Here is a 24,317-nt window from a genome sequence, read left to right on the forward strand (position 1 = left end):
TCTCGCCTACGGTGCTGATCACCGCGCGGATCCCAAGGTCAGTCAGGGTCCGGGGCGAACTCCTGCGGGAGGCGGTCGAACAGCAGGTCGGTGGCGCGGGCGAGGACCTGTGCCCGGGTGCGGTCGCCGTGGTCGGCGGCGAGGAAGTGCTCGCCGATCGCTACGCAGAAGGCGAGCAGGCTGCGGGCCTCGACCTCGTCGGCGTCGGAGCAGAAGGTGCCGATCATCTGGCGCAGCAGTGCCATGCGCCGGTTGTCCACTCGTCGCAGGCGCGCGGCGACCGCCTCGTCGCGCCGGGCCCAGTCCCGGATCGCGAGGTCGATCGGGAGCAGGCGGTCGCTGGAGAAGGTGAGCACGCCCGCGCGCTGGATCTTGGTCCGCGGATCGCCGCCCTCGCGCTCGACGCGGTCGATCACCTCGTCGATGCTCTCCCGCTCCCAGGCGTCCAGCATGGCCTCCAGCAGCGCGTCGCGGTCGGCGAAGGACCCGTAGAACCCGCCTTTCGTGACGCCGAGCCGCTTCGCCAGCACCTCCACGCGGACGGCATCGGGGCCGCCGGCGGCCAGCGCCCGTAGGCCCTCCTCGATCCACCTGTCACGCGGCGTGCGAGTCGCTCCCATGATGTGTCTCACCCCACCTCCCCTATATACGCCACCGTATAAATGGGCTAGCCTGGTTTTATACGGCATCGTATAGGTGAACGGAGGCAGTGGGATGTCCGTCGGCTCTGTCGTCAGTGCGGTGGGGACGCGCAACATCCCCGAACCCGTCCGCGCGCTCACCTCGTTGCCCGGCATCGACTACGCCGACCGATTCACCCTCTCCGCGGACGTGAACGCGACACCGGAGGAGTGGGCTCGGGCGATGTTCGGCGACGTTCCCAGCGTCGCGGAAGTGCTGATCTGGCGAGGTCTCCTCGGCCTCCGGCTCAGCCGGGGACGGTCGCCGGCCACCGTGGGCGGATGGCGGATCGGCGAACGTGGCGAGGATTGGATCCGGCTCGAGGCCGCTTCCTGGTTCCTGGGCGGCAACTTCCTCGTGCAGACAGCCGATGGCCGGGTGTCGCTGGGGACCTTTCTGCACTACGACGGGCTCCTGGGCCATGGCTGGTGGCCCCCGTTGTCCGTCATCCACCGCCGGCTGATCCCCGGACTGCTCCGCGACGCCGCGGCGAGGATTCGAGCGTCCCGATGACGGTGGCCGCCGAACCGGTCACGGGGGCCGGTCCGGTGGTGGCCGTTTCGGCGGGCGGGGCACAGCCGGACGCGGCGGGCCGGTTGGCGCTGCCTGAGGTCCTGTCCCTCGAAGTCGGAGATGAGTGGTGAAGGTGTTGTCGACGCGGTTCACGAAGTTGTTCGGGGTGCGGCATCCGATCGCGCTGGCGCCGATGGGCGGCTCGGCCGGCGGTGCGCTGGCGGCGGCCGTCTCGCGGGGCGGCGGGCTCGGGATGCTGGGTGCCGGGAACGGGGACCGGGCGTGGCTGGACCGGGAGGTGTCGATCGTCGCTTCGAGTACCGATCGACCGTGGGGTGTCGGTTTCCTGACATGGGCGATCGAGGTCGATGCGGTGAAGCGCGCGCTGGAGTACGCCCCCCGGGCGGTCATGCTGTCCTTCGGCGACCCGAGCCCGTACGTGGAGCCCATCCGTCACGCGGGCGCCGCCTTGATCATTCAGGTCACCGACGTGGAGGAGGCGCGGCGGGCCGTGGACCTGGGCGCCGATGTCATCGTGGCGCAGGGCACCGAAGCGGGTGGCCATGGCGCCCGGTGCGGGCGGTCCACGTTGCCGTTCGTACCCGTCGTGGTGGATCTCGCGGATCCGGTGCCGGTGCTGGCGGCCGGCGGGATCGCCGATGGCCGCGGTCTGGCCGCGGCCCTGGCCTTGGGCGCGGCCGGAGCCCTGATCGGCAGCCGCTTCCAGGCCACCGTCGAGGCTCTGGTCGACCCCGCGATCGCCGAGGCGATCGTCGAAGGACGGGGGGAGGACACCGAGCGCAGCACCGTGCTGGACATCGCGCGCGGCTCCCGATGGCCGTCGCAGTACCCCGCCCGTACCCTCGGCCACCCCTACCTTGACCGATGGCGCGGCCGCGAGGCGGAGCTCGCCGACGATTCCCAGGCCAGACAGGAGTACCAGAACGACGTGGCGCGAGGCGCCATACCCCCGCTACCGGTCTGGGCCGGCGAGGCCATCGACCTCATCACCGACCTGCCTTCAGCACGGGGCCTCGTCACCGCCTTGGTCACGCAGGCCGAGGACGCCCTGGCCAGGGCCGGAAGGTGCTGACCGGCGATCACCCCGTGCTGCGATCGCTGACAGCGAGGGCAGGCCTGTCGGAGAACGCTTCCCTGGCGGAGGTCGTGGAGGCGGTGCGCTCGATGCCCTACGGGCGTCCCACGGAACGAAGCGCGCAAGGGGCGCTCGCCGAATGGCGAGGGACGTGCTCGACGAAGCATGCGCTGCTGGCAGCCCTCCTGGCGGAGCACTGGCCGCACACGGAACCGCGGCTGGTCCATCGCGTCTACCGGTGCACGCCCGCGGACGCCGCCCGCCGCTTCGGCCCGGCCGCAGCCGCCGCGGTGCCCGAGGAAGGCTTGTGGGACGTGCACCGGTACCTGACCATCGACCTGAACGGGAACCGGGTCGTCATCGACGTCACCTTTCCGTCCGGCCCGGGCTGGGACGGAGCCGGCTCGATGCAGGTCGCGTGCGGGCGGGGCACCGACCACGCGGCCGGGTCCGACCCCGACGCGGACAAGCGAGCCTTGGAGGAGGCCCACTGCGACCCCCGCGTCCGCGAACCCTTCATCGCCGCCCTGGGGGGCTCATCCGGGCCAGGGCCGCGGTGACGATGACCATCTGGGGCTCGGCGCCGCAGTCGCGGCAGGGCGATCGGCGCCGCAGTCATGGCAGGGCGATCGGCACCGCAGCGGGTCTGACCCGCATAAACTGCGGCGATGACGGCGTATCGGATCCTGGCCGTGGACGACGATCCGGCCATCCTGCGCTCGCTCCGCCGTGGCCTGCGGCTGGAGGGTTTCGCCGTGGACACCGCGGAATCGGGGCGGCAGGCGCTGGAGCGGGCGGCCGGGCGGCCCGACGCGATCATCCTCGACGTATCCATGCCGGAAATGTCGGGTATCGAGGTGTGCAGCCGATTACGTGAGTCAGGGTCGCAGGTGCCGGTGCTGATGCTGTCGGCCATGGAGGAGGTGGCCGACCGCAGGGCCGGGCTGGCGGCGGGGGCCGACGACTACGTCGTCAAGCCCTTCGACCTGGGCGAACTGGTCCTGCGCCTGCGCGCCCTGTTGCGCCGCGCCGGACGCGCCCCGGGCACGGCGGTACGGGTCGGGCCGCTGGTCGTCGAGCCGGACGCGCGCCGGGTCACGTTGCGAGGCCGCGAGGTGGAGGTGACGAGGCGGGAGTTCGACCTGCTGGAGGTGCTGACCAGGAACGCCGGCGTCGTGCTGTCCCGGCCCGTGCTGCTGGAGCGCGTCTGGGGCTACGACTTCGAGGTGACCGACAACGCGGTGGACACGTTCGTCGGCTACCTGCGGCGCAAGCTGGAGGCGGGCGGCGAGCCGCGCATGCTGCACACAGTGCGCGGCGTGGGGTTCGTGCTGCGAGAGCCATGAAGCTGTCCACGCGTTTCGCGCTCTGCTTGGCGGTCGCCATCCCGCTGCTGGTCGCGCTGGCCGGGCTGGTCGTGCTGGGGCTGGTCGCGCGGGACCTGCGCGACCAGCGTGACGAACAGCTCACGTCGCAGCTCAAGGCGCTCAGCCCGATGGCGGGGTCGTTCGCGTGGCGGGCTCGCGTGCTGCCTGCCGTACCACCCGACTTCCTCCAGCAGCGGCTGGCCGCGGCTGCGGGCGCGGGAGGGGTGTGCGTCGCGGTCGACGGGGAGAAACTCCTGGTCATCGGGGATGTGCCGGACAGGCTGCCGTCCGGTGCCGGTCCCGGCGACCACGCCGAAGGGGCGCGGCATTGGCGGTTCGCGGCCGTCGGACTGGGGCGGCAGGGGGACGCGCGACTGATCCTGTTCGAGCCGCACGAGCGCCTCAGCGACCAGATCGCGCTGCTGGCCCACCGGCTGGTGTCCGTCACGCTGGCCGCCGCCGTCGTGGGCGTGGTCGCGGGTCTGGTCCTCGGCAGATTCGCGGTCCGGCCGCTGTCGCGGCTGGGCGGTCAGGCTCGGGCGATCGACACACCCGCCCGTACGGAGACACGCCTGGCGACCACGGCCGGCGTCGCCGAGATCGACGAGCTGGCCCGCCTCCTCAACGACCTCCTCGACCGGCGCGACGCGGCCGTGACCCGCACGGGCGAGGCCCTGGAGACCTCGCGCGCCTTCACGGCCACCGCCGCGCACGAGCTGCGCACGCCGCTCACCAGCATGGGCACCAACCTCACCCTCCTGGACCACCCCGAGCTCGGCCCCGCGGACCGCGCCGAGATCGTCGCTGACCTGGTCGCCGAACACGGGCGCATCCAGCGCCTGATCACGATGCTCAGCCGCCTCGCACGAGGCGAGCTGCTCGACGCCACCTCCTTCGCCGAGACCGACCTGGCGGCGATCGTCGAGGAGGCGGTCGAGGACGCCAGGCGCCGCCACCCCCACGCCACGATCAGCGCCCGCACGGCTGAGCGCGCCCGGGTACACGGCTGGGCGGAGGGGCTGCGCCTGATCGTCGACAACCTCCTCGACAACGCCGCGGTCCACGGCGCCGACGCCTCCGGCCGCGCCGCGATCACCGTGATCCTGGATGCGGGGGAGGAGATCACCCTCGCCGTCCAGGACACGGGCTCCGGCATCGCGCCGGAGCAGCGCGACGCGATGTTCGCCCGCTTCCGCCGCCGCTCCGGCAGCCCAGGCTCCGGGCTCGGGCTCACGCTGGTCAGGCAGCAGGCGGCTCTCCACGGCGGCATCGCCACGCTGGGCGCCTGCCTCGAAGGGCCGGGGACACGCGCTGAGGTACGCCTGCCCATGACCGGCCAGGAACCCGCGCGACCCGCCGTACGGTCCTGGCTGGAGTAGCCCGCTTGCCAGAGAGATGCCAGAAAGGTGCGTCACCATCCGCCGGAGCGATCCTTCGGAGGAGACGACATGCGCATCATCCATTACGCGGCCGCGCTGGCGCTCATGCTGGCGGCGCCGGGTGCGAACGCGGCCTCGGCCAGGACCGCCGACGTGCTGAGACCGTCGGCACATCCGGTCGAGCTGCGTACCGCCCCCAGAGAAATCTCGGTGACCTACACCTACAAGGGCCAGGAACGAACCTTGGACGACTTCCTCGGCCGGACGAAGACCAACGGCTTCCTCGTGCTCGACGGCCAGGACATCGTCGTCGAACGCTACACCGGTGCCGGCCGGGCCACCCGGTTCCAGTCGTGGTCCGTGGCCAAGTCGTTCACCTCGGCCGCCGTCGGCATCGCGCTCGGCGAGGGGCGCATCCGCTCGATCGACGACCCCGTGGACAGATATCTGCCCGAGCTGGCCGGCTCCGGCTACGCCGGAGTGCCCATCCGCGCGTTGCTGCGCATGTCCTCGGGCATCGACTGGGACGAGGCACGCGACGCGCCGCGCCTCCAGGTCGCCGCCAACAAGGGTTACCCGATCAAGAAGATGGCCGCCCGGCAGGAGCGCGGGTGGGACTGGGGCGAGAGGTTCGAGTACACGAGCATGAACTCCTTCGTCCTGGCCCGGCTCGTCACCAAGGCCACGGGGGTTCCGTACCACGACTACGTGGAACGGAAGCTCTGGCAGCCCGCCGGCATGGAGTCCACAGCGACCGTGGGCAACGACTCGCACGGCGACAGTCTCGGCTACTGCTGCTACTACGCCACCGGCCGCGACTTCGCCCGCTTCGGCCTGCTCTACCTGCGCGGTGGCAAGGCCAACGGCCGCCAGGTCGTGCCGGCCTCCTGGGTCAAGGCGTCCACCAGGCCGTCCCCTGCCAACCCCCGGTACGGCCTGCACTGGTGGCTCGGCGAAGGCGGGGACTTCACCGCCGCCGGGTTCGGCGGCCAGTACATCTACGTCTCTCCCCGACATGGCGTGGTCATCGTAAAATCGTCCACCGCCGCAGTTCGCCCCGACCAGGAAGAGGCCCTGACCGCCTTCCGCGCCGTGGCCGCCGAGGTGGCCAGAACCCGCTGACGCCCTGCTCTCCCGCTGTCACGCGGGCAGGGCCACCGCACTACCTTGATCGCCATCTGGATGCTCCACGGACGAGCCCGGCCGGCCGGCTCACCGGCCGGCCGGCTCACCGGCCGGCCGCCCGGGATGATCAGCGTCGCGGTGCTGGCAACTCCTGCAAGCGGCCCCTCCGGATGCCGCCTCCGCTGTCACGCTGAGTGCGTACGGGCAGGCTGCCGCCGACCAACTGCCTGCGGACCTGCACCACGCGCTGCCCGCGCTGCCCGCGCTGCACGGGCACGCGCTGCACGACTCGAAGCCTGCTACGACGAACACCGGCCGCATCGGGCTCCCCACCAGCCGGCTCCACTCCAACCGCTTCCCGACCCCAACGCTGACCCAGCCCGGATGGTCGGCCGGCACCCCGTAGGGCTCAGGTTGTGGTGGAAACGACCACCCGGCGGTTCTTGGCGCGTCCTGCCGGATCGTCCGAGCCGTTCGGCTTGGTATTCGGCGCGACCGGCTTGGCCTCACCGTATCCTCGCGCCTTGAGCCGTGACCGCGCCAAGCCGCCCTCAGCGGCCAGCCACTCGACGACCGCCTGGGCTCGCCGTTCGGACAGCGGCTGATTGTAGGAGTCCTCGCCCTTGGTGTCGGTGTGCCCATCGACGGCGATCGGCGCGCCTGCCGCTGCCTTCTCCTCGATCTCCTGGGCGATGCGCCTGAGCTCGGCGGCGGCCGCCGGCTTGATGGTCGCCTTGTCGAAGTCGAACAGCACGTCGGCCTTGATGCTGAAGGCGATCGAGTCGTCCCCCTGCAGCACCTCGCTTTTGCCGACCTCGTACGACTTCAGTTCCGCGGCCGGAATCTCCACCGCGCCCACCTCCACCGCGCCCACCTCCACTGCGGGCACTTCGACCGCGGGCACCTCGACGGCGGGGACGCATTCGTTGCGATCGTTGCAGGCACCCGGGCGGATGAGGAAGGGCCGGATGAGAAACGGTCTGATGATGAACGGGCGGATGATGAACGGCCTGATCACGTACGGCACGGTGCCCCCGGCCTTCGGTTTGACCTGGCACACCTCGGGCGTCGACACGCCTTCGGCGCGCTGCTCCTCGGCCCGTTTGCCGTCGGCCCGTACCGGGTCGAGCTTGATCCCACCCGCGTTGACGCCGGGTATCTCGACCGGCGGAATCTCCACGGCGGGAATCGACACCGGTGGGATCGACGCCGCGCCGAGGCAGCCCCCGGGGGCCGAGGCGATCTCGGTGCACTGGGCGGGAATGTGCAGGGCGGGGATGTCGACGCCGGGGATGGTGACGGCGGGAATGACCGTGCCGCCGACCTTCGCCTCCGGGATGACCACCGGGTCGGCATGCACCGCTGGGCTGTCCACCGCCGGGATGAGCTTCCCGTTCGGGCAGCTCGCCGGCTCGGCTCCGGTCGGCGTGGGCGCCGGCGCGGTCGGGCTCGTCGGCGGATCGGTCGTCGTGGTGGCACTTCGGGAGATCGCGTTCGCCGGCGTCTGACGCTCCTCCCCGCCGCCACCGGTCGTACCAACGCCACACGCGGCCATCACCAGTACCAGCAATGGTGTCAAGAGCCATGTTCTCGTCATGATGGACCTCTCCGATGCTGCCCACATGACCCTCGACGGTAGAACATCCACCTTCAGAATTTGCATAGCGCCTTAGAATCTGGCCTCGGACCAGGGCCGAAGTATTTTGCAGGTGCTGACGACGGTGTGCGGCGCGCCGGCGATGTCAAGAGCCGCCCTGTGATCAGTCGCCCGGAAATGCCCCGGAAGGCGATCTCGCTCGGCAGCGTCGTCGTTGAGGATCGTGCAGCAGTCGTGCCGTGCCAGCGCTTCGGTTCGTCAACGAATACGCCACGTCCCCCACGTCTACGCCAAGCTCGGTGTCGCCAACCGCACCGCACTCGCCGCGCTCGCTACGGCTCCGTCCGGCGGAGTGGCGGCACTCGCCGACGATCGGCTATCGAGAACGACGCACCGGAAAGGGGCCACGGGGCCGGGCGTTGATCGTTAGGGCGAATTGCCTGTCACGCCGGCCACCAGCGGACGGCGCCCGTCCAGGTGCCGACCAGCGGCGGGTTCGCACCGGTCGACGCCGGGAGTTCGGTCAGGGTGCCGGGGGGACGGGGGTCAGGCCGCGCAAGCGGCGCGCACCTTTCCTCTCCATTTTCACTGTATATCAGATTCGCGCGCCTCATGAGGCGCCAGAAAGTGCTTCATACTTGCCCGTTGCGAACCGACCCCAACGAACGATGGAGCAACGCAATTGGGCTACGTGCTGGGTTTCGAGCAGATCGACTCGACGAATGTCGCGGACGTCGGCGGGAAGGGAGCGCATCTGGGCGAGCTCTCCCGAATCGATGGCATCCGCGTGCCGGACGGCTTCTGCGTCACGACGGACGCCTTCCGGCGGGTCCTGGCCGAGGTGCCGTTGATCGACGCTCAGCTTGATCTGCTGTCGCGCGTGGAACCCGACGACCACGCGGCGATCCGCACCCTGAGCGCCGATGTCCGCAGCGCCGTCGAAGGTGTCGCGGTGCCCGACGATCTCGTCGCGGCGATCAGCGAATCGCTCGCCCGGCTCGGGGAGCAGGCCTCCTACGCGGTACGTTCCAGCGCGACGGCCGAGGACCTGCCGACCGCGTCCTTCGCCGGCCAGCAGGATTCATACCTGAACATCGTGGGCCTGGCGGCGATCCTCCGGCACGTCCGGCGGTGCTGGGCCTCGCTGTTCACCGAGCGGGCAGTGACCTACCGGCGCCGCAATGGCTTCGACCACCGGAAGGTACGGATGGCCGTGGTCGTACAGCGGATGGTGTTCCCGGACGCGGCCGGGATCCTGTTCACCGCGGATCCCGTGACCTCGAACCGGAAGATCGCCACCGTGGAAGCCGGTTGGGGGCTCGGTGAGGCGCTGGTCTCCGGTCTGGTCACCGGGGACGTCTACACGGTGCGCGACGATCGGGTCGTCACCGCAGCGGTCGCCACCAAGCAGCGGTTCGTCCAGGCGTCGCCGGGAGGCGGTACCCGGGACGTACCGGTCGAGCCGCAGCGGCAGGCGCGGCCGGCTCTGACGGATGCCCAGGTCGTACGTCTGGTGCGGCTGGGCCGGCGAATCGAGGCGCACTTCGGCCGGCCCCAGGACATCGAATGGTGCCTGGTCGGCGACGACTTCCACATCGTCCAGAGCCGGCCGATCACCACCCTGTTCCCCGTCCCCACGACCGATGACCAGGAGAACCACGTCTACATCTCCGTCGGTCACCAGCAGATGATGACCGACGCGATGAAGCCGCTGGGGCTCTCCCTGTGGCAGCTGACGACTCCACGGCCGATGCACGAGGCGGGCGGACGGTTGTTCGTCGACGTGGCCCCCGCCCTGGCGACGCCCGCGGGTCGCGCGAACATCCTCGGGACCCTGGGGAAGTCCGACCCGCTGATCCTGGACGCGCTGCAGACCGTCCTCGACCGCGGCGACTTCATCCGCTCGCTTCCGGACGAAGACTCCGGCGCCGCTCCTGCCGGTGCCGCTCCCGCCGGCTCCGCTTCCGCCGGTGCCGCACCTGCCGGCGCCGCTCCCGCCGGTGACTCACCCGCCCCGATCGAGACCGATCCGGCCGTCGTCACCGACCTGATCCGGCACAACCAGGCGTCCGTCGCCACCCTGCGGCGCGAGATCCAGGGCCTGTCCGGGCCGGCGCTGCTCGACTTCATCCTGGCCGACATCGCAGAGCTGCGGCGCATCCTGTTCGATCGGCGGAGCTTCCAGGCGATCATGGCGGGAATGGAGGCGACCTGGTGGCTCAATGACCACCTCGAGGCGTGGCTGGGCGAGAAGAACGCGGCCGACGCGCTCACGCAGTCCGTCCCGCACAACGTCACGTCGGAGATGGGACTGGCGCTCCTCGACGTCGCGGACACGATCCGACCGCACGCGGACGTCGTGGCATTCCTGCACCGCGTCGTGGACGAAGGCCGGGAGGGCGACGGCTTCCTGGACGAGCTGGCCGGGCTGGCGGGCGGACGGGAGGCACGTGACGCCATCCGGGGCTACCTCGACGAGTACGGCATGCGCTGCGCGGGCGAGATCGACATCACCAGGACGCGCTGGAGCGAGGATCCTGTCACGCTCGTGCCCACCATCCTCGGCAACGTCAAGAACTTCGAGCCGGGCGCCGGCAAGCGACACTTCGAACAAGGACTCCAGGAGTCACGGCGGAAAGAGCAGGAACTGCTGACGCGATTGCGCGCCCTGCCCGACGGGGAGCAGAAGGCCGAGGAGACCACGCGGATGATCGACCGCGTCCGCACCTTCGCCGGATACCGGGAATACCCCAAGTACGGCATGGTCAGCCGCTATTTCGTCTACAAGCAGGCGTTGCTGCGGGAAGCCGATCGCCTCGTCCGGTCCGGCATCCTGCGCGAGAAGGAGGACATCTTCTTCCTCCGGTTCGAGGAGTTGCAGGAAGTCGTGCGCACCGACGACGTGGACGCCGAACTCGTTCGGGCGAGGCGGGAGGCGTTCCGGTCGTACGAGGCGCTCACACCGCCCCGGGTCCTCACGTCGGACGGCGAGGCCATCACCGGCCAGTATCGGCGCGAGGACGCCCCGCCCGGCGCGCTGGCCGGCCTCCCGGTCTCGGCCGGGACCGTCGAGGGCCGTGCCCGTGTCGTCACGGACATCGCCCGGGCGGACCTCGAGGCGGGCGACATCCTGGTCACCGCCTACACCGACCCCAGCTGGACCCCGCTGTTCGTCACCGTCGCCGGGCTGGTGACGGAGGTAGGCGGGCTCATGACGCACGGGGCGGTGATCGCGCGTGAGTACGGCTTGCCGGCCGTGGTGAGTGTGCCGCACGCCACCCGGCTGATCCGGGACGGGCAGCGGATCCGCGTGCACGGAACCGACGGCTACGTCCAGATCCTCGACTGAACCGTCCCATCGGACCCCGGGATCCCTCTGTCGGCGGCCTGCCGGCAGGACCGGGGGAACGGCGGGGCCGCCGACCGGACCCAGCCTGGCGAGGTGCCCACCGGCGGCGAGCCGGCCGTCTGGCCCGGCACCGCCGTACCGATGGCATGAGGCAGATTCTCAGTTCCTCGCGAAAGCCCGCTAATCAAGCACCCGGGTGAATCGGATCGCCTCCTCCCGATAGCCCACGGCAGCGTAGAACCGTCGAGCGGTCGTGTTGCCTGCCGCCGTCTCCAGCGTCAGATGGCGCAGGCCCTTCTGGCGAGCCCAGTTCTCCGCCGCGCTCAGAAGCCGCCGGCCCACCCCCGTGCGGACGGCGCGCGGGGCGACGGCCAACTCGCCGATGTAGGCCTCGACCGGTCCGGTGAAGTGCTGGTGAGTATTGACGGAGACCATGCCGACGACCTCGCCTTCGGCCATGGCCACGAACACGGCTCCAGGCTGCTCTCGCGTGGGGGCGAAGAAGCCGGCCAGCCACTGCCGAGCCGCCTCCACCACGGCTCCGGGGTCGCGCCATTCCGCCACGCCTTCGGCGAGCTGAGAGGCGAGCTCCAGAACGGCGTGGCGGTCCTCTTCGCGAACGGGTCGAATCTGGACGCATGTGTGCTCGACGCTCATGGGCATCAGCATGTCATCCCGGCCGCGGACGCATCCTTCACGGCAGCGTCGGCATCGGCAGCCGGACGTCGACGTAGCACCGAACCCGTCGTCGCGGCGATCGCGACACGCGCCGGGGTGCTGGAACGGGAACAACAGGCCACACTCGTCCGGTGGCGTGGCCGCTGCCGGGGTTCCTCGACCGCTACCCGCTGTCCGTCGTGATGGCAGGGCGTTTCGTGTGCCTTTGCTAATTGGTCGGGATCCGGTCGAGTTCCACCAGGCCGAAGCCGAGCTGGCTGTAAAGCTCGAGCTGGTCGTAGTACTCACGGTGCGAGTCGATCTTGCCGTCGGTGACATGGGCGCTGCAACTGGCTCTGATGGCGATGCGGCGGCCCGTTCCCGCTATCGTGCGCCCGTCGGGCAGCAGGAGGGGGCCGGTGTGGGTGCCGGTGTAGGTCCATTCGGTGACGGCCGGGTTGTCGCAGTCGCCCAGCTCGAACCACGCCGCCATCTGAAAGTCCGGGAACCCCTGGAAGAGCTGCTGGTACAACCAGCCGATCTCCTCGTGCCCCTGCGCGACGCCCGCCGGCGTGACGAGGACGGCGTCCGGGCTGTAGCAGGCGAGCACGCCCTCCAGGTCGTGCGCGTTGACGGCGTCGCCAAATCGGTGTTTGAGCTCCCAGTAGGTCGACACGGGGCACCTCCAAGCGATTCGAGCGGGTGAGTCGGTCCGTACGCCCGGGCGAGCGTCATGGTCTGGGCGGGACGTACGGGAAGGTCGTGGCCAGGCTCGCCGGCGCCCACACCCCGACCCGGCGGTCCTGTCCGGCGGCCGGGAGCAGGTCGTCGAGTTCCAGCACGATGGAGTGGACCGTGTGCCCGGCGAAGGCGTTCTTCGCCGCGGCCGGGTCCCAGCCGGTCAAATCGATCGTGGTGCCGTCCTGGACGGCCCCGCCGACCGCGTGCAGCACGTTGGGCTCGATCCAGAACGGGTCGTCCGCCTCACCGGCCCACACGCGGCCGCCGCCGGCGGTCCCGGCGGTCTCGCCGGTGCGGTCCTCGGCGGTCGGGGTCCCGGTCGCGCCCAGGCCGCGCGGGGAGCCCTCGCCGGCGGCGGAGTGACTGCGGTCGCCGACCAGGACGCTGCCGCGTTCCTTGCGGAAGACGAACAGGTCGGTGATGTCCAGACGCGGGTCCTGGCGGGCGGTCGGAGAGTCGAGGTGATGGGACATGGTCGCGCTCGTTCCTCTGGGCTCGGGTGCGGGAGCCGGCACGCGGGCGTCGAGAGGCGTTCGGCCTCACGGGTGTCACCCGCGCGGCGGCGCGTCCTCGCCGGCGCTTGCGTCGCTCCTCTAAGTCTCGGCGCGAGGGGCTGGACGGCGCTGCCAAGCGCCCGTCAAAATCGCCTTCCCCGACGGCCCGGTACGCAATTGCGAAGTCATCATCCCGTCGGTCTCGTCAAGTTCCGGCATGGTCTGCCGCCATTTCTTTGGGTCGGCGTCGTTACCGACGGCGAACCGTGTTCCAACCGGAAGGGCTCTCCGTTGCCTGTTGTTGTTACGGATGTAACATAGGAGTGTGACGGACGAACCGGAAGCTTCGGGCTGGTTGCTGGTCAGCGTGTCCACCGCCGGGGCCGCTCCGACCCTGCGCGTGCAGGTGTGGCGCAAGCTGCGCTCGCTGGGCGCGCTGTATCTGCAGCAGTCGGTCTGCCTGCTGCCCGAGCGCGAGCAGACCGTGCGGCACATGCGCCGGCTGCTGGACCGGGTGCATCAGCAGGGCGGCTCCGGCCGGATGCTCCACGTGGCGCTCACGGATGTGGGCGAGGAGCGGCAGATCGTCGGCGAGTTCAACGCTGCCCGCGATGCCGAATACGCCGAGGTGCTGGAGCGGTTGCCTGCCTTCCGGCAGGAGCTGGCCGCGGAGCGGGCCCGGGGCCGGGCGACGTATGCCGAGGTCGAGGAGTCCGAGGCGGACCTGGAGCGCTTCCGCTCCTGGATGGCCAAGATCGCGGCCCGGGACTACTTCGCCGCCCCGGCCGGTGCCGTGGCGCGGGCCGCGGTCGAGGACGCGGCGGCCGATCTGGCGGCCTTCGAGCAGGCCGCGCTCACCGCCGAGAACCCCGCCGAGGACCCCGCAGAGGACCCCGCCGAGGCGATCGAGAAGACCGGCGAGCAGGAAGGCGGCCGGCGGTGACCGGGGCGTGGGGATGGGATCTGCTGATCGGGATCGGCGTCGCGTTGCTGGTCGCGTGGCTGGCGCTGATCGCGATGCTGGCGATCGTCCGGCCGCGCGGCGGGCTGCTGCGCGAGGCGCTGCGGCTGCTGCCGGACGTGCTGCGCCTGGTGCGGCGCCTGGCCGCCGACCCCGACCTGCCCCGCGGTGTCCGCGTCCGGCTCGTCCTCCTGCTGGCCTATCTGGCCTTCCCGATCGACGTGGTGCCCGACTTCATCCCGGTCCTGGGCTATGCGGACGACGCCATCATCGTGGTCGCCGTGCTGCGCTCGGTGGTGCGCCGCGCCGGGCTGCAGGCCGTACGCCGGCACTGGCCCGGCACCGACGACGGCTTCACCGTCCTGACCCGGCTGGCCGGGCTGGGCAAGCCGACGCCAGATCCACCGGCCCCGTGACCGGCCCATCGGCGCCCGTGTCATGTCCCCGCGCCGTCTCCTGTGCCTGGACCGCACCACCTTCCTGTGGTGCGCGCTGGGCCTCGCCGGGGCGATCGGCCTGGCGGTCGGGGTACGGGCCACCGCGGGCACGGGCCGTCCGCTGGTCGGGGTGATGGCGGGGGTGAGCACCTTCTTCAGGTACGGCCTCACCGCGGGCGTCACGGTCGCGGCGGCGCAGAGCAGGTATGGCGTCGCGAAACTGGAACGCACCTTGCTCGCCGCGCAGGGCCTGCTCCCGTGGAGGTTCATGCGGTTCCTCGACACGGCGTACGAGCAGGGCGTCCTGAGCCGCAACGGGCCCTCGTACCGCTTCCGCCATCCGCTGCTCGCCCGTCGCCTGGCGTCCCGCGGTTCCGGCCGGCGAGGCACGTGGAGCCCTGTGACCGTACCGCGATCCTGAACGCACCTCGGGGTGCCGCCGTTCTGGAGTTGCGGCTGACGCGACGTCAGGTCATAGCGTCCCTGCTGTGACCGAACAGTGCTGGAAGATCGGCGAGCTCGCCACCGCGACCGGGCTGACAGTGCGGACCTTGCGCCATTTCCACCAGATCGGGCTGCTGCGCCCGGCCGGCCGCTCGTCGGCCGGCCATCGCCTCTACACCGGCGATGACGTGCGCCGCCTCTACCGGATCCTGGCGCTGCGCGAGCTGAACATGCCGCTGGGTGAGATCGCGAACCATGTGGACGGCGACGGCGCCGATCTGCCGGCGGCCATCGAGCGGCAGCTCGCCCAGGCCGAACGCCAGATCGAGCTGCACCGCAGGCTGCACCGGCAGCTCCAAGGTCTCGCCCGGGCTCTGCGCGCGGCCCGTGAGCCATCGATCGACCAGCTCATCCGAGCCATGGAGGCGATGATGCAGGCCAAGCACCTATCTCCCGAACACTTCGCCGGCCTCAGGCGGCGGCACCTGGAGGTCGGCGAGGCGGGGTTCGCCCGCTGGCGCGATCGCATGGCGGAGCTGGCCGCGCGGGCGGCCGAGCACGCCGAGCGCGGCACGGACCCGGCCGATCCGGAGGTTCAGGACCTGGCGGGGGGTGGTTCGCGGCGGTCACCGAGATGACCGGGGACGACAGGAGCGTGCTGTCCGCGCTCTACTCCAAGATCGATCGACAGGGAGCCGAGGCCGCGACGAAGGGGCTGCTCACGACAGCGGCCTGGGAATATCTGAAGCGGGCCTTCAGCGTGGGCTTCGGAGGTTCCGGGTGATCACGGTGCGCGACGCCGTCACGTCGTACGCGGGTGACGTGCGAGCGTTGGGCGGAGTCGATCTCATGGCGGGGGCAGGGGAGTTCGTGGCGGTGGTGGGCCGCTCCGGCAGTGGCAGGAGCACGCTGCTCGGAGGGTTCGCGCCCTGCCCGCTCAATTCAGGTCGGACAGGTCGAGTACGAAGCGGTAGCGGACGTCGTTGCGACGGAGGCGGTCGAGGGCCTCGTTCACCTGGGCCGAGGGGAGCAGTTCGATGTCGGCGGTGATGCCCTTGGCGGCGCAGAACTCCAGCATGGCGGCGGTCGCAGGACGGCCCCCGCTGCCTGCGGAGCTGAGTTTCTTGCGGCCCAGGAGCAGGTCCATGGTCTCCACGGAGACAGGCCCGAGATATCCGAGGCTGCTGAGCGTGCCGTCCATGGCGACCAGGCGCAGATACGGGCCGAGGTCGTGCGGGGTGGCGATGGTGTCGATGACGACGTCGAACCCGTCTCGGGCCGCGGCCATCCGTTCCGGATCCGTGGACACGACGAACGAGTGGGCGCCGAGACGGCGGGCGTCGTCGGCCTTGTCGGGCGAACGGCTGATGACCGACGTGGTGGCGCCGAGGGCCACGGCCATCTTGACCGCGAGATGCCCCAGGCCACCCAGCCCCGCCACGGCGACGCGGCTGCCGGGACCCACCCCCAGAGCGTGCAGCGGTTCCCAGACGGTGACACCGGCGCAGAGCAGAGGAGCCGCGGCGGCCGGGTCCAGGCCAGGGGGAAGCGGGTAGGCGAACCGGTCGCGGACGACGTACTCGCGGGAGTACCCGCCCAGAGTGGTCGAGCCGTCCTGCTGGTCGGTGCCGCCGTAGGTCAGGGTCGGGAAGGCGTGGCAGAAGTTCTCCTGGCCGGCCCGGCACATGGAGCAATCGCCGCATGAGTCGACGATGTTGCCGACCGCGACCCGGTCGCCGACGGAGAAGCCGGTGACCGCGGGCCCGGTCTCGGTCACCACGCCCGTGAACTCGTGCCCCGGCACCAAGGGCCCCGCTGCGCCGTCGTGGCCCCGGAGCGCATGCACGTCGGTGTGGCAGACGCCGCAGTAGTCGATCTGGACCGCAAGATCGTCGGGGCGCAGGTCGCGGCGCTCCAGCAGCGTACGCCGCAGTGTCGCTGTTGGGGCGTCCACCTGCCAGCCGGTTGTCGTCCGCATGACATCACTCCTTAAACAGACTGTTCGGTCTATTGGATCGTACGCACACTCCCTCCGCGAAACAAACCAACTGTTCTGTCTGGTAGCGTCATGGGCATGGCGGACCAGCCTCTGACCTCGCGTGGAGCCGCGACCTACCAGCGCATTCTCGATGTGGCCACCCAGGAGTTCGCCCAGCACGGCATCGCCGGAGCGCGCATCGAGCGGATCGTGGCCGCCGCCCGCACCAACAAGGCCCAGCTCTACGCCTACTTCGGCAACAAGGAGAAGCTCTTCGACACGATCTTCTTCGGCTCGCTGGAGCGGATCGTGAACGTCGTCCCCATCGACGCCGCCGACCTCGCGGACTGGGCCGTACGCCTCTACGACGAATACCTCCGCCGCCCCGACCTCATCCGGCTGGCCACCTGGGCGCGCCTGGAGCGCCGGCCGACCGGCCACCTCGTGGCGGACCACGACCGCCTCGAGGATCACAAGCTGCGTGCCATCGCCGAGGCCCAAGCCGCCGGGCGAGTGCGCCAGGGAGACCCGTTCGACGTGATGGCCCTGGTCATCGCCATGTCCATGGCCTGGTCACCGGTCAGCAACGTCTACGCGGCCACTGCCGAGGAGCCCGCCGAGACGCACGAACAGCGCCGCACCCTACTCCGCGAATGCGTCCGGCGCGCCGTCGCGGCCGACTGACCACCGGCGGCGTACGGCGGCCGACTGGCCACCGGCAGCCTACGTCGGCCGACTTGACCACCGGCAGCGTACGGCGTCACCGCTCACCGGTTCCGGCGGGTGGAGCCGGAAGCGCCGACGCCGAGATCCGCGGAGCTCATTCCGCCGAGGTCAGCGGTAGCCGGTGGTGTCCGCCGGTCGGCCCGCGTCCTGGACCTCCACCAGGTAGCGCCAGCAGTCCGGTTGTGAGCCGTCCACGTCCGTGAAGCCGTACTCGCGGGCCAGCCGGCCGCTGGACAGCGACTGGCCGGTCCAGCGCATGGCGTCCGGGTCGCCCGCCAGCGCGGCCACGGCGCGGCCGACGTACCGGGGTGACTCGGAGATGGCGAAGTGCGGCTCGCGGGCGGTGGCGTCGCGCCAGTTGTCCTCCCTGACCTGGAAGTGGTCCAGCATGAGCTCCGACCTGAGCCACCCGGGCGTCAGCGTCACGGCCGCGCACCTGTACGGACGCAGCTCGTGCGCCTGCGCGAAGCCGAGCCTGATCACAGCGCTCTTCGCGTGGTCGTAGAAGAACGAGACGCGGTAGTTGTGGTCGTTGTAGTCCTTGGTGCCGTCGGTCATCTCCACCACCAGGCCGCCCGGCCGCTTGATCAGCAGGGGGAGGGCGTAGTGGCTGGTGATGATGTGGGTGTCCACGGCCAGCCGGAGGAGACGGAGGCCGCCGTTCAGGTCGTGCTCCCACAGGGGCGTGTCCCATTGGGCCAGGAGCTCGCCGCCCCAGATGTCGTTCACGAGGACGTCGAGGCGCCCGTGGTCGCGTTCGATGCGCTCGACGAGGGACTTCACCTGGTCGTGCTCCAGGTGGTCGACCTGGACGGCGATGCCCTCGCCGCCCGCCCGGTTCACCAGGTCCGCGGTCTCCTCGATGGTCTCCGGCCGGTCGTACTCGGATCGGCTCCGGCGGGTGGTGCGGCCGGTCACGTAGACGGTGGCGCCGGCCGCACCCAGCTCGACGGCGATGCCGCGGCCGGCGCCCCGGGTGGCGCCGGCCACGAGGGCGACCTTGCCCCGGAGATCCGGGATGGTGGTGTTCATGGTGCGAAGCTAACGAGAATACCCGACAACGAGTGTCATGTTCTGAGCGTGGCGGACTCCTGACATTCAGTCATCGACCCAGGCCGGAGCGGCGGCGGAGGTCACCGCTGCCGCAACCCCGCGGAATTGACGTGTCACAACGGGCGCAGGTGCTCGATCGTGACGTGGTGCCGCTCGGTCAGCCGCTGGGCGATCAACGAGCGGTGGCAGGCCTCGGGGTCACGCTCGACACAGAGCAGCGCTGCGATCCCGCCGCTCGGCAGCTCCGGCACGATCGGCGTGAGGTCGGCGCGGTCGAGGATCTCGGTGGTGTAGCGGCGGGTGTACTCGGCGGCGAGTTCGCGGCGCGAGCGCTTGCCGACCCCTTGGCGGTCGTCCTCGGCGTACTGGAGCCGGCGCAACTCGGTGGTCGGGGCGAGCTCGGGGTGGTGCTCGTAGGCGATCCGAGCCTGGGCCAGGGCCGCCTGCAGCCGGAGTGAGTTCGCCCAGGCGTACTCGGGTCCGCGGACACCGCGGCGCCGGCGTACGTCGAGCAGCAGGCGAACGTCCGCGTGCCGCAGCCGTTCCAGGAAGGACTCGCCGCCGAAGCCATAGACGCCGATCGTCACCATTCTGAGCACCGGAGATCACCCACCCGTCTTCCGCTCGTGCCGCCTCCGGCAGCCCTGCCGGAGGCGGTGAGGCCGCATCACGCGACGGCGGTCCCCTCAAGCTCGACCATCAGATCGGGGATCGCCAGCCGTGCCACCCCGAGCATCGTGGTGGACGGTGCCACCCCGGCGGCGCCCAACCGCGACGCCAGCAGGCCGTAGTGCTCGAAGAGCCGATCGACGTCGGTGGTGTAGACGTTGAGCCGGACGAGGTTCGCGAGGGACATGCCGGCCTCACCGAGCACGGCCTCCAGGTTGTCGAGGCTCAGCGCCAGCTGCGCCGCCATGTCACCGGGATGCCGGGGCCCGCCGTCGCCGCTCATCGCGGTCTGCCCGGCGCAGTAGAGGGTCCGGGTGTGCCCGGAGACGATCTCACCCTGGTTGTACCCCATCTCCACCGACCACGCCCACGGGTTGACCGCCGTTCGCTCCATCGCCACATCAGCTCCATTCGGTTCGTCGACATTGCGTACGCCCATCGGCGCGCCGGCGCTCCTGGTCGTGGTGATGAGCCTCCCAACAAATCACGACATCCTGTGTCGTATATTCCGGTAACGTTCTCGCGTGCGCGCCGACCGGTTGGTCTCGCTGGTGCTGCTGCTGCGGCAGCACGGCCGGCTGTCCGCGGCCGCGCTGGCCCGCGAGCTGGAGGTGTCCACCCGCACCGTGCTGCGCGACATCGAGGCGCTGTCCGCGGCCGGGGTCCCGGTCTACGCCGAACGCGGCCGGCACGGCGGGTTCGCGTTGTTGCCCGGTTTCCGGACCGAGCTCACCGGACTGAACCACGACGAGGCCCTCGCGCTCCTGGTCGCCGGATCGCGGCGCGGCGCGCAGGCATTCGGCCTCGGCTCGGCGCTGGCCTCGGCGATGCTCAAGGTGGTTGACGCGCTGCCCGAGAGCTATCGGGACACCGCGGCCGGCGCGTCCGAGCGATTGCTCATCGACCCGGAGACCGACCTGCTCTCGCGCCGGCTGGTGGATGAGGAGGTGCCGGACGCCGTCGTGGCCGAGGTCCTGCGCGCCGTGTTCGCCGGGCACAAGCTGCGCATCCACTACGCGGCCGTGGACCAGGCCCCGAAGTGGCGCACGGTGGACCCGATCGGCCTGGTCACCGTGCGCGACCGGGGTTACCTGCTGGCCACGAGGTCGGGCGCGGACCGCACGTACCGGCTGTCCCGGATCCTGGCCGCCGAGGAACTCGCCGAGCCCGCACAGCGGCCGGACCGGGTCGATCTGGACCGGGCCTGGCAGGAACGCAGCACGCGGTTCCGGACCGGCGGCGACCAAGTCACCGTGCTGGTACGGGTGCACCCGGCGCGGCGGGAGGACCTGGTGGGCACCGCGCTGGCCGTCCGCACCGAGGAAGCCGACGCGGACGGCTGGCTGCGGCTGGAGGTGACCTTCCAGGATCCGAGACACGCCGAATGGGCGCTGTGGCAGCTCACCACGAACGCGGAAGCCCTGGCCCCGCAGTGGTTGCGCACCTCCCTGCGCGACCGCGCCGCCGCGATCGCCACCCGCTACGGAGAGTCATCCTGAGGGTGGCCGCCTTCGGCGCGTTTCGGAACCCCGTCAACGCGGCGCGTAGGCCTTCGGCAGCCGCATGCCGCGCTCGGCCATGAGCTCCCGGACGCGGTTCGGGTAGTCGGTGATGATGCCGTCGATCCCCATGTCCATGAGAGCCGCGATGGTGGCGGGGTCGTCGCAGGTCCACGGGATGACCTTCAGGCCACGCGCGTGCGCGCTCGACACCATCGCGGAATCGACGTAGAAGCGGAAGCCCGGGTCGCCGATCTTCCCGTTCTGCGGGAAGCCGTAGACCGGAGAGAGCGCCGTGACACCCGGGACGGCGGCGGCCGCCCTGACGAAGTCGCCGCCGAAGTCGTCGGCGTCGATCCCGCCGAGCCACGGGGAGGCGCCCGGCTTGCCCACCTGGAGGAAGTCGTAGTTGGTCAGCGCGACCAGCGGCCAGCTCGGCGCGAGCCGGTGCATCTCCTGCAGGGCGCCCCAGTCGAAGGACTGGATGGTGACCTGCTTCTCGATGCCCGAGGAACGGATCTCCTCGTACACGCGGCGGACGAACAGCGCGCGCGGCGCGGTCTGCTCCGGCGCCCCCGCTTCGACCTTGGTCTCGATGTTCAGCTTGACCTGCTTGGCCTTGTAGCTCTTGACGAGATCGAACACGTCCTTGAGCTCGACCATCCGGAAGCCGCGGACCACCTCCTGCTCGGGGAAGCCGGGCAGCTGCTGGTAACCGCAGTCCATGGTCTTGAGCTGGGCCAGGGTCAGGTCCTTGATGTACTTTCCGACGTACGGGTACATCGGGTCGCCGGGCGTGACGGGCGCCGTGTCACGACATTTCTGGCTGCTGATCTGCCGATCGTGGTTGACGACGACCTTCTCGTCCTTGGTGACGTGGGTGTCCAGCTCCAGGGTGCTGACCCCGAGACGCAGCGCCTTGGCGAAACCCTCGAGCGACTCCTCGGTCGTCATGCCGAGGCCACCACGGTGGGCCTGCAGGTCGAAATGGGTCTTCTGGGGCAGCACACCGGGGTCGGTGGTCGCCGACGCGTGAGCGACTGACGGCACGGCGAGCGCGGGCACGATGGCCAAGCCTGCCAGGACATGGCGGAGGTTCAACGGAAAATCCACTCAGTGAGGTAGAAAACGACCTTCCGGAGCGTAGATTTCCGGCCGACCCGCAACGCGGCGAAGCCGTGATCAAACTGTGAACGTTCAAGGAACGTCAGGTCATGGCGCCGAGTTGCGTGCGTACCTTGGCGAGGAGGTCGTGGGGGAGCGGGGCGTAGCCGTACAGGGCGAGGTAGGACTGGCCGGCGTCGCTCGCGGTGTAGTTCAGGAAGCTGAAGACCAGCGGGTCGGAGTTGTTCGCGCAGACGATCTCGTACGTGACCAGGATGAGCGGGTAGGAACCGGCGGCCTTGCTCAGATGGTCCAGCCGCACGATGAGATCCTCCTTGCTCCCCACGCTCCGGGCGCCTTCCAACGCCTTGCTGGCGCTCTCCTGCGAGAGCGCGACGAACTGTCCGGCGGCGTTGCGGATCTTCGCGACCTTCAGCCGGGCATTGCTCGCGGAGCCGTACTCCACATAGCCGATCGCACCCCGGGTGTGCTGGACCGCCTGCGTGATGCCGCTGGTGCCCACCACGCCCTGCCCGGAGCCGGTCCACGTCATGGACGGCTGGTGCGGCCATCGGCCCGCCGCCTTCAGGAAGGAGAGGAAGTTGTGGGTGGTGCCGGAGTCGTCGGAGCGGTGGAAGACATGGATGCCGGTGCGGGGCAGGCGGCTGCCGCGGTTGTCCGCGGCGATCTGCGGCGCGTCCCACCTGGTGATGCGCCCGCTGAAGATGCCGGTCACCGTGGTCGGTGAGAGCTTCAGATCCGGTACGGACGGCAGGTTGTAGGCCAGCGCGATGGGGGCCACGACCATGGGCAGGTGCATGGCGCGGCCGCGGCAGAGCCGGTCGGCCTGCACCTGCTCCTGGGGGCTCATCGGTACGTCGGAGCCGGCGAACGCGCTGCGGCCGGCGATGAAGTCGCGGATGCCGGCCCCCGAGCCGTTGGCCTCGTAGGCCACCCGCAGTCCGGGATGGACGCGCTGGAACTCGGCACGCCAGGCGTCCATCGCGCCCATCTGCGTCGTCGATCCGGAGCCGCGGATCGAGGCGACGACCGGCACGCTGCTCCGCTTCTTGTCGGTGTCGAGCAACAAGGCCACGCTCGCCATGGCGACCGCGCCCGCGATGACGATGGCGGCGGCCACAACGGCCCCGGCGATCCAGGTCGACCTTGCCATTTTTCTTAGGTTAGGGACAGAGCGACGTGCAGCGCGTCTGTCCCGTCTCAAGTTTCGGGTCCGAACGGTTTTATCGTCGTCAAGTGCTGTTCAGCGATCCCCGTCCGATCCGCCGCGTCCACGGCTGCGGCGGATGTACGTCGCGGTCTCGGCGACGTCCGTGTCGGCCAGAGCGAGGACGCGGGCCCGGGGGTGCGCCGCACGCGCCATGCGGGCGAGGACGTGCCCCGGGGGCGCCTGGACGAACAGGGTGGTGCCGAGTTCGCCGAGCAGGGCGATGACGTCGCGCCATCGCAGGGTGCCCGCGATGCTGCGGGCCAGGTCGTCGAGGACGGCGTCGGCGTCGTGGAGGAGCCGGCCGGTGGAGCCGCTGAGGTACGGCACGGCGAGGCGGCGCCGGGGCACGGCCCCGAGGTGGGCGGCCAGGGCGTCGGCGACGCCGGCGAGCAGCGGGCAGTGCGACGGCACGCCAATGTCGAGGCGCTGCACGCGCCGGGCGCCGGCCCGCTCGGACGCGGACGTGAGGCGCTCCAGCGCGCGCAGGCTGCCGGAGACCACGACTTGCTGATCGGTGTCGACGACGGCGACGTAGGCGGGATCGTCCACAGTAGTGATCATTTCGACCACGCGCCTGACCTGCGGGACGCCCAGCCCCAGGACGGCGGCCATGCCGTACCCGGAGGGGTGGGCCTTGAGCATCAGCTCACCGCGCAGCCGCACGGCCTCGAGGGCCTCGCCGAACGTCAGCGCCCCGGCGGCGACCGCCGCGGGGAACGCCCCGACGGAGTGTCCCGCCACGGCGTCAGGAGTGCCGCCCTCGTCGGCGAGCGCCCTGGTCGCGGCGACCCCCGCGATGCAGAGGGCGGTCTGCGTGGTGACCGTCGACCGCAGGGCCCGCGCGCCGTCCTGCCGGGAGGAGCCGGGCAGGAGGTGCTCGGCCTCGGCGAGGGTCGCGGTGACGGCGGGGCGGGCGGGGAGGTCGTGCAGCATCCCGGGGCGCTGGGTGCCCTGGCCCGGGTAGAGGAAGGCGACCTTCAGGCCGGTGTCCACGGATCGTCCACCAGCTCGGGGCCGTGCCAGGTGCGGGCCATGACGGGGCCGCCGGTGCGGGCCCACTCGGCGAGGCTGACCCCGCCGCGCGGCGTCTCCAGCTGGCAGTCGACCGGACGGGGAAGGGTGCCGAACGCGGCCAGGAGCCGGGCGGCCAGGTCGGGCGGCATTCGGTGCGGCGTCCGGATCAGCAGGTCCACATCGCTGTCGCGGTGGGTGACCG

The 24,317-nt window shown here is 70.8% G+C and carries 28 protein-coding genes; 15 read left to right on the top strand and 13 right to left on the bottom strand.

Annotation, left to right across the window (positions count from 1 at the left end; genetic code table 11):
- Positions 1-38 precede the first annotated feature (38 nt).
- The gene (locus ACTWPW_RS36790; protein ID WP_443171356.1) at positions 39-620 is read right to left on the bottom strand and encodes a TetR/AcrR family transcriptional regulator; all 582 of its coding nucleotides are present in this window, start codon (positions 618-620) and stop codon (positions 39-41) included.
- Positions 621-714: 94 nt separating this feature from the next.
- On the opposite strand from ACTWPW_RS36790, the gene ACTWPW_RS36795 reads away from it, so the two are divergent.
- The 6 genes from ACTWPW_RS36795 (at position 715) to ACTWPW_RS36820 (ending at position 6,158) form a co-directional block, all read left to right on the top strand.
- Positions 715-1,194 (top strand): hypothetical protein, encoded by a 480-nt coding sequence (locus tag ACTWPW_RS36795; protein WP_375117602.1) that lies wholly within the window; start codon positions 715-717, stop codon positions 1,192-1,194.
- A 127-nt stretch (positions 1,195-1,321) separates the two neighbouring features.
- Entirely contained in the window at positions 1,322-2,287 is a 966-nt protein-coding gene (locus ACTWPW_RS36800; protein ID WP_443171357.1) for an NAD(P)H-dependent flavin oxidoreductase, read from the top strand.
- Positions 2,288-2,301: 14 nt separating this feature from the next.
- Positions 2,302-2,850 (top strand): hypothetical protein, encoded by a 549-nt coding sequence (locus ACTWPW_RS36805; protein ID WP_443171358.1) that lies wholly within the window; start codon positions 2,302-2,304, stop codon positions 2,848-2,850.
- Between the two features lie 108 nt (positions 2,851-2,958).
- Positions 2,959-3,636 (top strand): response regulator transcription factor, encoded by a 678-nt coding sequence (locus ACTWPW_RS36810; protein WP_375117599.1) that lies wholly within the window; start codon positions 2,959-2,961, stop codon positions 3,634-3,636.
- Complete coding sequence (locus ACTWPW_RS36815) at positions 3,633-5,036, top strand: sensor histidine kinase (protein WP_443171359.1); 1,404 nt, start codon at positions 3,633-3,635, stop codon at positions 5,034-5,036. The genes ACTWPW_RS36810 and ACTWPW_RS36815 overlap by 4 nt, the downstream gene beginning before the upstream one ends.
- A 69-nt stretch (positions 5,037-5,105) precedes the next feature.
- Positions 5,106-6,158, top strand: a complete 1,053-nt coding sequence (locus ACTWPW_RS36820) for a serine hydrolase domain-containing protein (protein ID WP_443171360.1) — start codon at positions 5,106-5,108, stop codon at positions 6,156-6,158.
- Between the two features lie 412 nt (positions 6,159-6,570).
- Here ACTWPW_RS36820 and ACTWPW_RS36825 read toward each other — a convergent pair whose 3' ends face one another.
- A complete protein-coding gene (locus ACTWPW_RS36825; protein WP_443171361.1) occupies positions 6,571-7,536 on the bottom strand; it encodes an OmpA family protein in 966 nt (321 codons plus the stop codon).
- A 7-nt stretch (positions 7,537-7,543) separates the two neighbouring features.
- Between ACTWPW_RS36825 and ACTWPW_RS36830 the strand changes: the two genes are divergently transcribed.
- Together ACTWPW_RS36830 and rph are read left to right on the top strand one after the other, a co-directional pair.
- On the top strand, positions 7,544-7,669 hold the full coding sequence (locus ACTWPW_RS36830; RefSeq protein ID WP_443171362.1) for a hypothetical protein: 126 nt from the start codon (positions 7,544-7,546) through the stop codon (positions 7,667-7,669).
- 780 nt (positions 7,670-8,449) lie between these two features.
- Positions 8,450-11,107 carry a rifamycin-inactivating phosphotransferase gene (gene rph / locus ACTWPW_RS36835; RefSeq protein WP_443171371.1) on the top strand — a complete coding sequence of 886 codons (2,658 nt, stop codon included), beginning with the start codon at positions 8,450-8,452 and terminating at the stop codon, positions 11,105-11,107.
- Between the two features lie 180 nt (positions 11,108-11,287).
- Here rph and ACTWPW_RS36840 read toward each other — a convergent pair whose 3' ends face one another.
- From ACTWPW_RS36840 to ACTWPW_RS36850, 3 genes are all read right to left on the bottom strand, one after another.
- The gene (locus ACTWPW_RS36840; RefSeq protein ID WP_375117594.1) at positions 11,288-11,764 is read right to left on the bottom strand and encodes a GNAT family N-acetyltransferase; all 477 of its coding nucleotides are present in this window, start codon (positions 11,762-11,764) and stop codon (positions 11,288-11,290) included.
- 229 nt (positions 11,765-11,993) lie between these two features.
- A complete protein-coding gene (locus tag ACTWPW_RS36845) occupies positions 11,994-12,440 on the bottom strand; it encodes an ester cyclase (protein ID WP_375117593.1) in 447 nt (148 codons plus the stop codon).
- A gap of 55 nt (positions 12,441-12,495) precedes the next feature.
- A complete protein-coding gene (locus ACTWPW_RS36850; RefSeq protein ID WP_443171363.1) occupies positions 12,496-12,978 on the bottom strand; it encodes a DUF4331 family protein in 483 nt (160 codons plus the stop codon).
- A 346-nt stretch (positions 12,979-13,324) separates the two neighbouring features.
- Here ACTWPW_RS36850 and ACTWPW_RS36855 point away from each other — a divergent pair, with 346 nt between their 5' ends.
- From ACTWPW_RS36855 to ACTWPW_RS36875, 5 genes are all read left to right on the top strand, one after another.
- Entirely contained in the window at positions 13,325-13,942 is a 618-nt protein-coding gene (locus tag ACTWPW_RS36855; protein ID WP_443171364.1) for a Chromate resistance protein ChrB, read from the top strand.
- Complete coding sequence (locus tag ACTWPW_RS36860; RefSeq protein ID WP_375117590.1) at positions 13,939-14,376, top strand: YkvA family protein; 438 nt, start codon at positions 13,939-13,941, stop codon at positions 14,374-14,376. Before ACTWPW_RS36855 ends, ACTWPW_RS36860 begins: the two co-directional genes overlap by 4 nt.
- Positions 14,377-14,398: 22 nt before the next feature.
- A complete protein-coding gene (locus tag ACTWPW_RS36865) occupies positions 14,399-14,818 on the top strand; it encodes a hypothetical protein (RefSeq protein WP_443171365.1) in 420 nt (139 codons plus the stop codon).
- 67 nt (positions 14,819-14,885) lie between these two features.
- Positions 14,886-15,479, top strand: a complete 594-nt coding sequence (locus tag ACTWPW_RS36870; RefSeq protein WP_443171366.1) for a MerR family transcriptional regulator — start codon at positions 14,886-14,888, stop codon at positions 15,477-15,479.
- Entirely contained in the window at positions 15,476-15,625 is a 150-nt protein-coding gene (locus tag ACTWPW_RS36875; protein WP_443171367.1) for a hypothetical protein, read from the top strand. The genes ACTWPW_RS36870 and ACTWPW_RS36875 overlap by 4 nt, the downstream gene beginning before the upstream one ends.
- Positions 15,626-15,778: 153 nt before the next feature.
- Here ACTWPW_RS36875 and ACTWPW_RS36880 read toward each other — a convergent pair whose 3' ends face one another.
- Positions 15,779-16,819, bottom strand: coding sequence for an NAD(P)-dependent alcohol dehydrogenase (locus ACTWPW_RS36880; protein WP_375117587.1), 1,041 nt, complete (start codon positions 16,817-16,819; stop codon positions 15,779-15,781).
- A gap of 96 nt (positions 16,820-16,915) precedes the next feature.
- Here ACTWPW_RS36880 and ACTWPW_RS36885 point away from each other — a divergent pair, with 96 nt between their 5' ends.
- A complete protein-coding gene (locus tag ACTWPW_RS36885) occupies positions 16,916-17,503 on the top strand; it encodes a TetR family transcriptional regulator (protein ID WP_375117586.1) in 588 nt (195 codons plus the stop codon).
- 150 nt (positions 17,504-17,653) lie between these two features.
- Here ACTWPW_RS36885 and ACTWPW_RS36890 read toward each other — a convergent pair whose 3' ends face one another.
- The 3 genes from ACTWPW_RS36890 to ACTWPW_RS36900 all read right to left on the bottom strand — a co-directional run bounded on the left by ACTWPW_RS36890 (position 17,654) and on the right by ACTWPW_RS36900 (position 19,661).
- Positions 17,654-18,577 carry an SDR family oxidoreductase gene (locus ACTWPW_RS36890; RefSeq protein ID WP_443171368.1) on the bottom strand — a complete coding sequence of 308 codons (924 nt, stop codon included), beginning with the start codon at positions 18,575-18,577 and terminating at the stop codon, positions 17,654-17,656.
- A gap of 134 nt (positions 18,578-18,711) precedes the next feature.
- Entirely contained in the window at positions 18,712-19,188 is a 477-nt protein-coding gene (locus ACTWPW_RS36895; RefSeq protein WP_443171372.1) for a DUF488 family protein, N3 subclade, read from the bottom strand.
- Positions 19,189-19,265: 77 nt separating this feature from the next.
- Positions 19,266-19,661: a RidA family protein gene (locus ACTWPW_RS36900; RefSeq protein ID WP_443171373.1), complete on the bottom strand. Its 396-nt coding sequence runs from the start codon at positions 19,659-19,661 to the stop codon at positions 19,266-19,268.
- Positions 19,662-19,791: 130 nt separating this feature from the next.
- On the opposite strand from ACTWPW_RS36900, the gene ACTWPW_RS36905 reads away from it, so the two are divergent.
- Entirely contained in the window at positions 19,792-20,766 is a 975-nt protein-coding gene (locus tag ACTWPW_RS36905) for a helix-turn-helix transcriptional regulator (protein ID WP_375117584.1), read from the top strand.
- A 33-nt stretch (positions 20,767-20,799) separates the two neighbouring features.
- Here ACTWPW_RS36905 and ACTWPW_RS36910 read toward each other — a convergent pair whose 3' ends face one another.
- The 4 genes from ACTWPW_RS36910 to ACTWPW_RS36925 all read right to left on the bottom strand — a co-directional run.
- Positions 20,800-21,831, bottom strand: a complete 1,032-nt coding sequence (locus ACTWPW_RS36910; RefSeq protein WP_443171374.1) for a glycerophosphodiester phosphodiesterase family protein — start codon at positions 21,829-21,831, stop codon at positions 20,800-20,802.
- Positions 21,832-21,973: 142 nt separating this feature from the next.
- Positions 21,974-23,044 carry a phosphate ABC transporter substrate-binding protein PstS gene (pstS, locus tag ACTWPW_RS36915; RefSeq protein ID WP_443171369.1) on the bottom strand — a complete coding sequence of 357 codons (1,071 nt, stop codon included), beginning with the start codon at positions 23,042-23,044 and terminating at the stop codon, positions 21,974-21,976.
- Between the two features lie 90 nt (positions 23,045-23,134).
- Complete coding sequence (locus tag ACTWPW_RS36920; protein ID WP_375117582.1) at positions 23,135-24,094, bottom strand: acyltransferase domain-containing protein; 960 nt, start codon at positions 24,092-24,094, stop codon at positions 23,135-23,137.
- The coding region (locus ACTWPW_RS36925) for a phosphoribosyl-dephospho-CoA transferase MdcG domain-containing protein (RefSeq protein WP_443171370.1) at positions 24,079-24,317 on the bottom strand (239 nt) is incomplete at its 5' end. The genes ACTWPW_RS36920 and ACTWPW_RS36925, both read right to left, overlap by 16 nt.

Source organism: Nonomuraea sp. KM90, assembly GCF_052246675.1.
Taxonomy (GTDB): Bacteria; Actinomycetota; Actinomycetes; order Streptosporangiales; family Streptosporangiaceae; genus Nonomuraea.

Excerpts from the sequence above, each read along its gene's own strand:
- ACTWPW_RS36810 (WP_375117599.1), top strand. The coding sequence starts at position 2,959 with ATGACGGCGTATCGGATCCTGGCCGTGGACGACGATCCGGCCATCCTG.
- pstS (WP_443171369.1), bottom strand. The coding sequence starts at position 23,044 with ATGGCAAGGTCGACCTGGATCGCCGGGGCCGTTGTGGCCGCCGCCATC.
- ACTWPW_RS36820 (WP_443171360.1), top strand. The coding sequence starts at position 5,106 with ATGCGCATCATCCATTACGCGGCCGCGCTGGCGCTCATGCTGGCGGCG.
- ACTWPW_RS36790 (WP_443171356.1), bottom strand. The coding sequence starts at position 620 with ATGGGAGCGACTCGCACGCCGCGTGACAGGTGGATCGAGGAGGGCCTA.
- ACTWPW_RS36795 (WP_375117602.1), top strand. The coding sequence starts at position 715 with ATGTCCGTCGGCTCTGTCGTCAGTGCGGTGGGGACGCGCAACATCCCC.
- ACTWPW_RS36885 (WP_375117586.1), top strand. The coding sequence starts at position 16,916 with ATGGCGGACCAGCCTCTGACCTCGCGTGGAGCCGCGACCTACCAGCGC.
- ACTWPW_RS36865 (WP_443171365.1), top strand. The coding sequence starts at position 14,399 with ATGTCCCCGCGCCGTCTCCTGTGCCTGGACCGCACCACCTTCCTGTGG.
- ACTWPW_RS36875 (WP_443171367.1), top strand. The coding sequence starts at position 15,476 with ATGACCGGGGACGACAGGAGCGTGCTGTCCGCGCTCTACTCCAAGATC.
- ACTWPW_RS36840 (WP_375117594.1), bottom strand. The coding sequence starts at position 11,764 with ATGAGCGTCGAGCACACATGCGTCCAGATTCGACCCGTTCGCGAAGAG.
- ACTWPW_RS36880 (WP_375117587.1), bottom strand. The coding sequence starts at position 16,819 with ATGCGGACGACAACCGGCTGGCAGGTGGACGCCCCAACAGCGACACTG.
- ACTWPW_RS36830 (WP_443171362.1), top strand. The coding sequence starts at position 7,544 with ATGAGCTTCCCGTTCGGGCAGCTCGCCGGCTCGGCTCCGGTCGGCGTG.
- ACTWPW_RS36850 (WP_443171363.1), bottom strand. The coding sequence starts at position 12,978 with ATGTCCCATCACCTCGACTCTCCGACCGCCCGCCAGGACCCGCGTCTG.
- ACTWPW_RS36815 (WP_443171359.1), top strand. The coding sequence starts at position 3,633 with ATGAAGCTGTCCACGCGTTTCGCGCTCTGCTTGGCGGTCGCCATCCCG.
- ACTWPW_RS36895 (WP_443171372.1), bottom strand. The coding sequence starts at position 19,188 with ATGGTGACGATCGGCGTCTATGGCTTCGGCGGCGAGTCCTTCCTGGAA.
- ACTWPW_RS36900 (WP_443171373.1), bottom strand. The coding sequence starts at position 19,661 with ATGGAGCGAACGGCGGTCAACCCGTGGGCGTGGTCGGTGGAGATGGGG.
- ACTWPW_RS36890 (WP_443171368.1), bottom strand. The coding sequence starts at position 18,577 with ATGAACACCACCATCCCGGATCTCCGGGGCAAGGTCGCCCTCGTGGCC.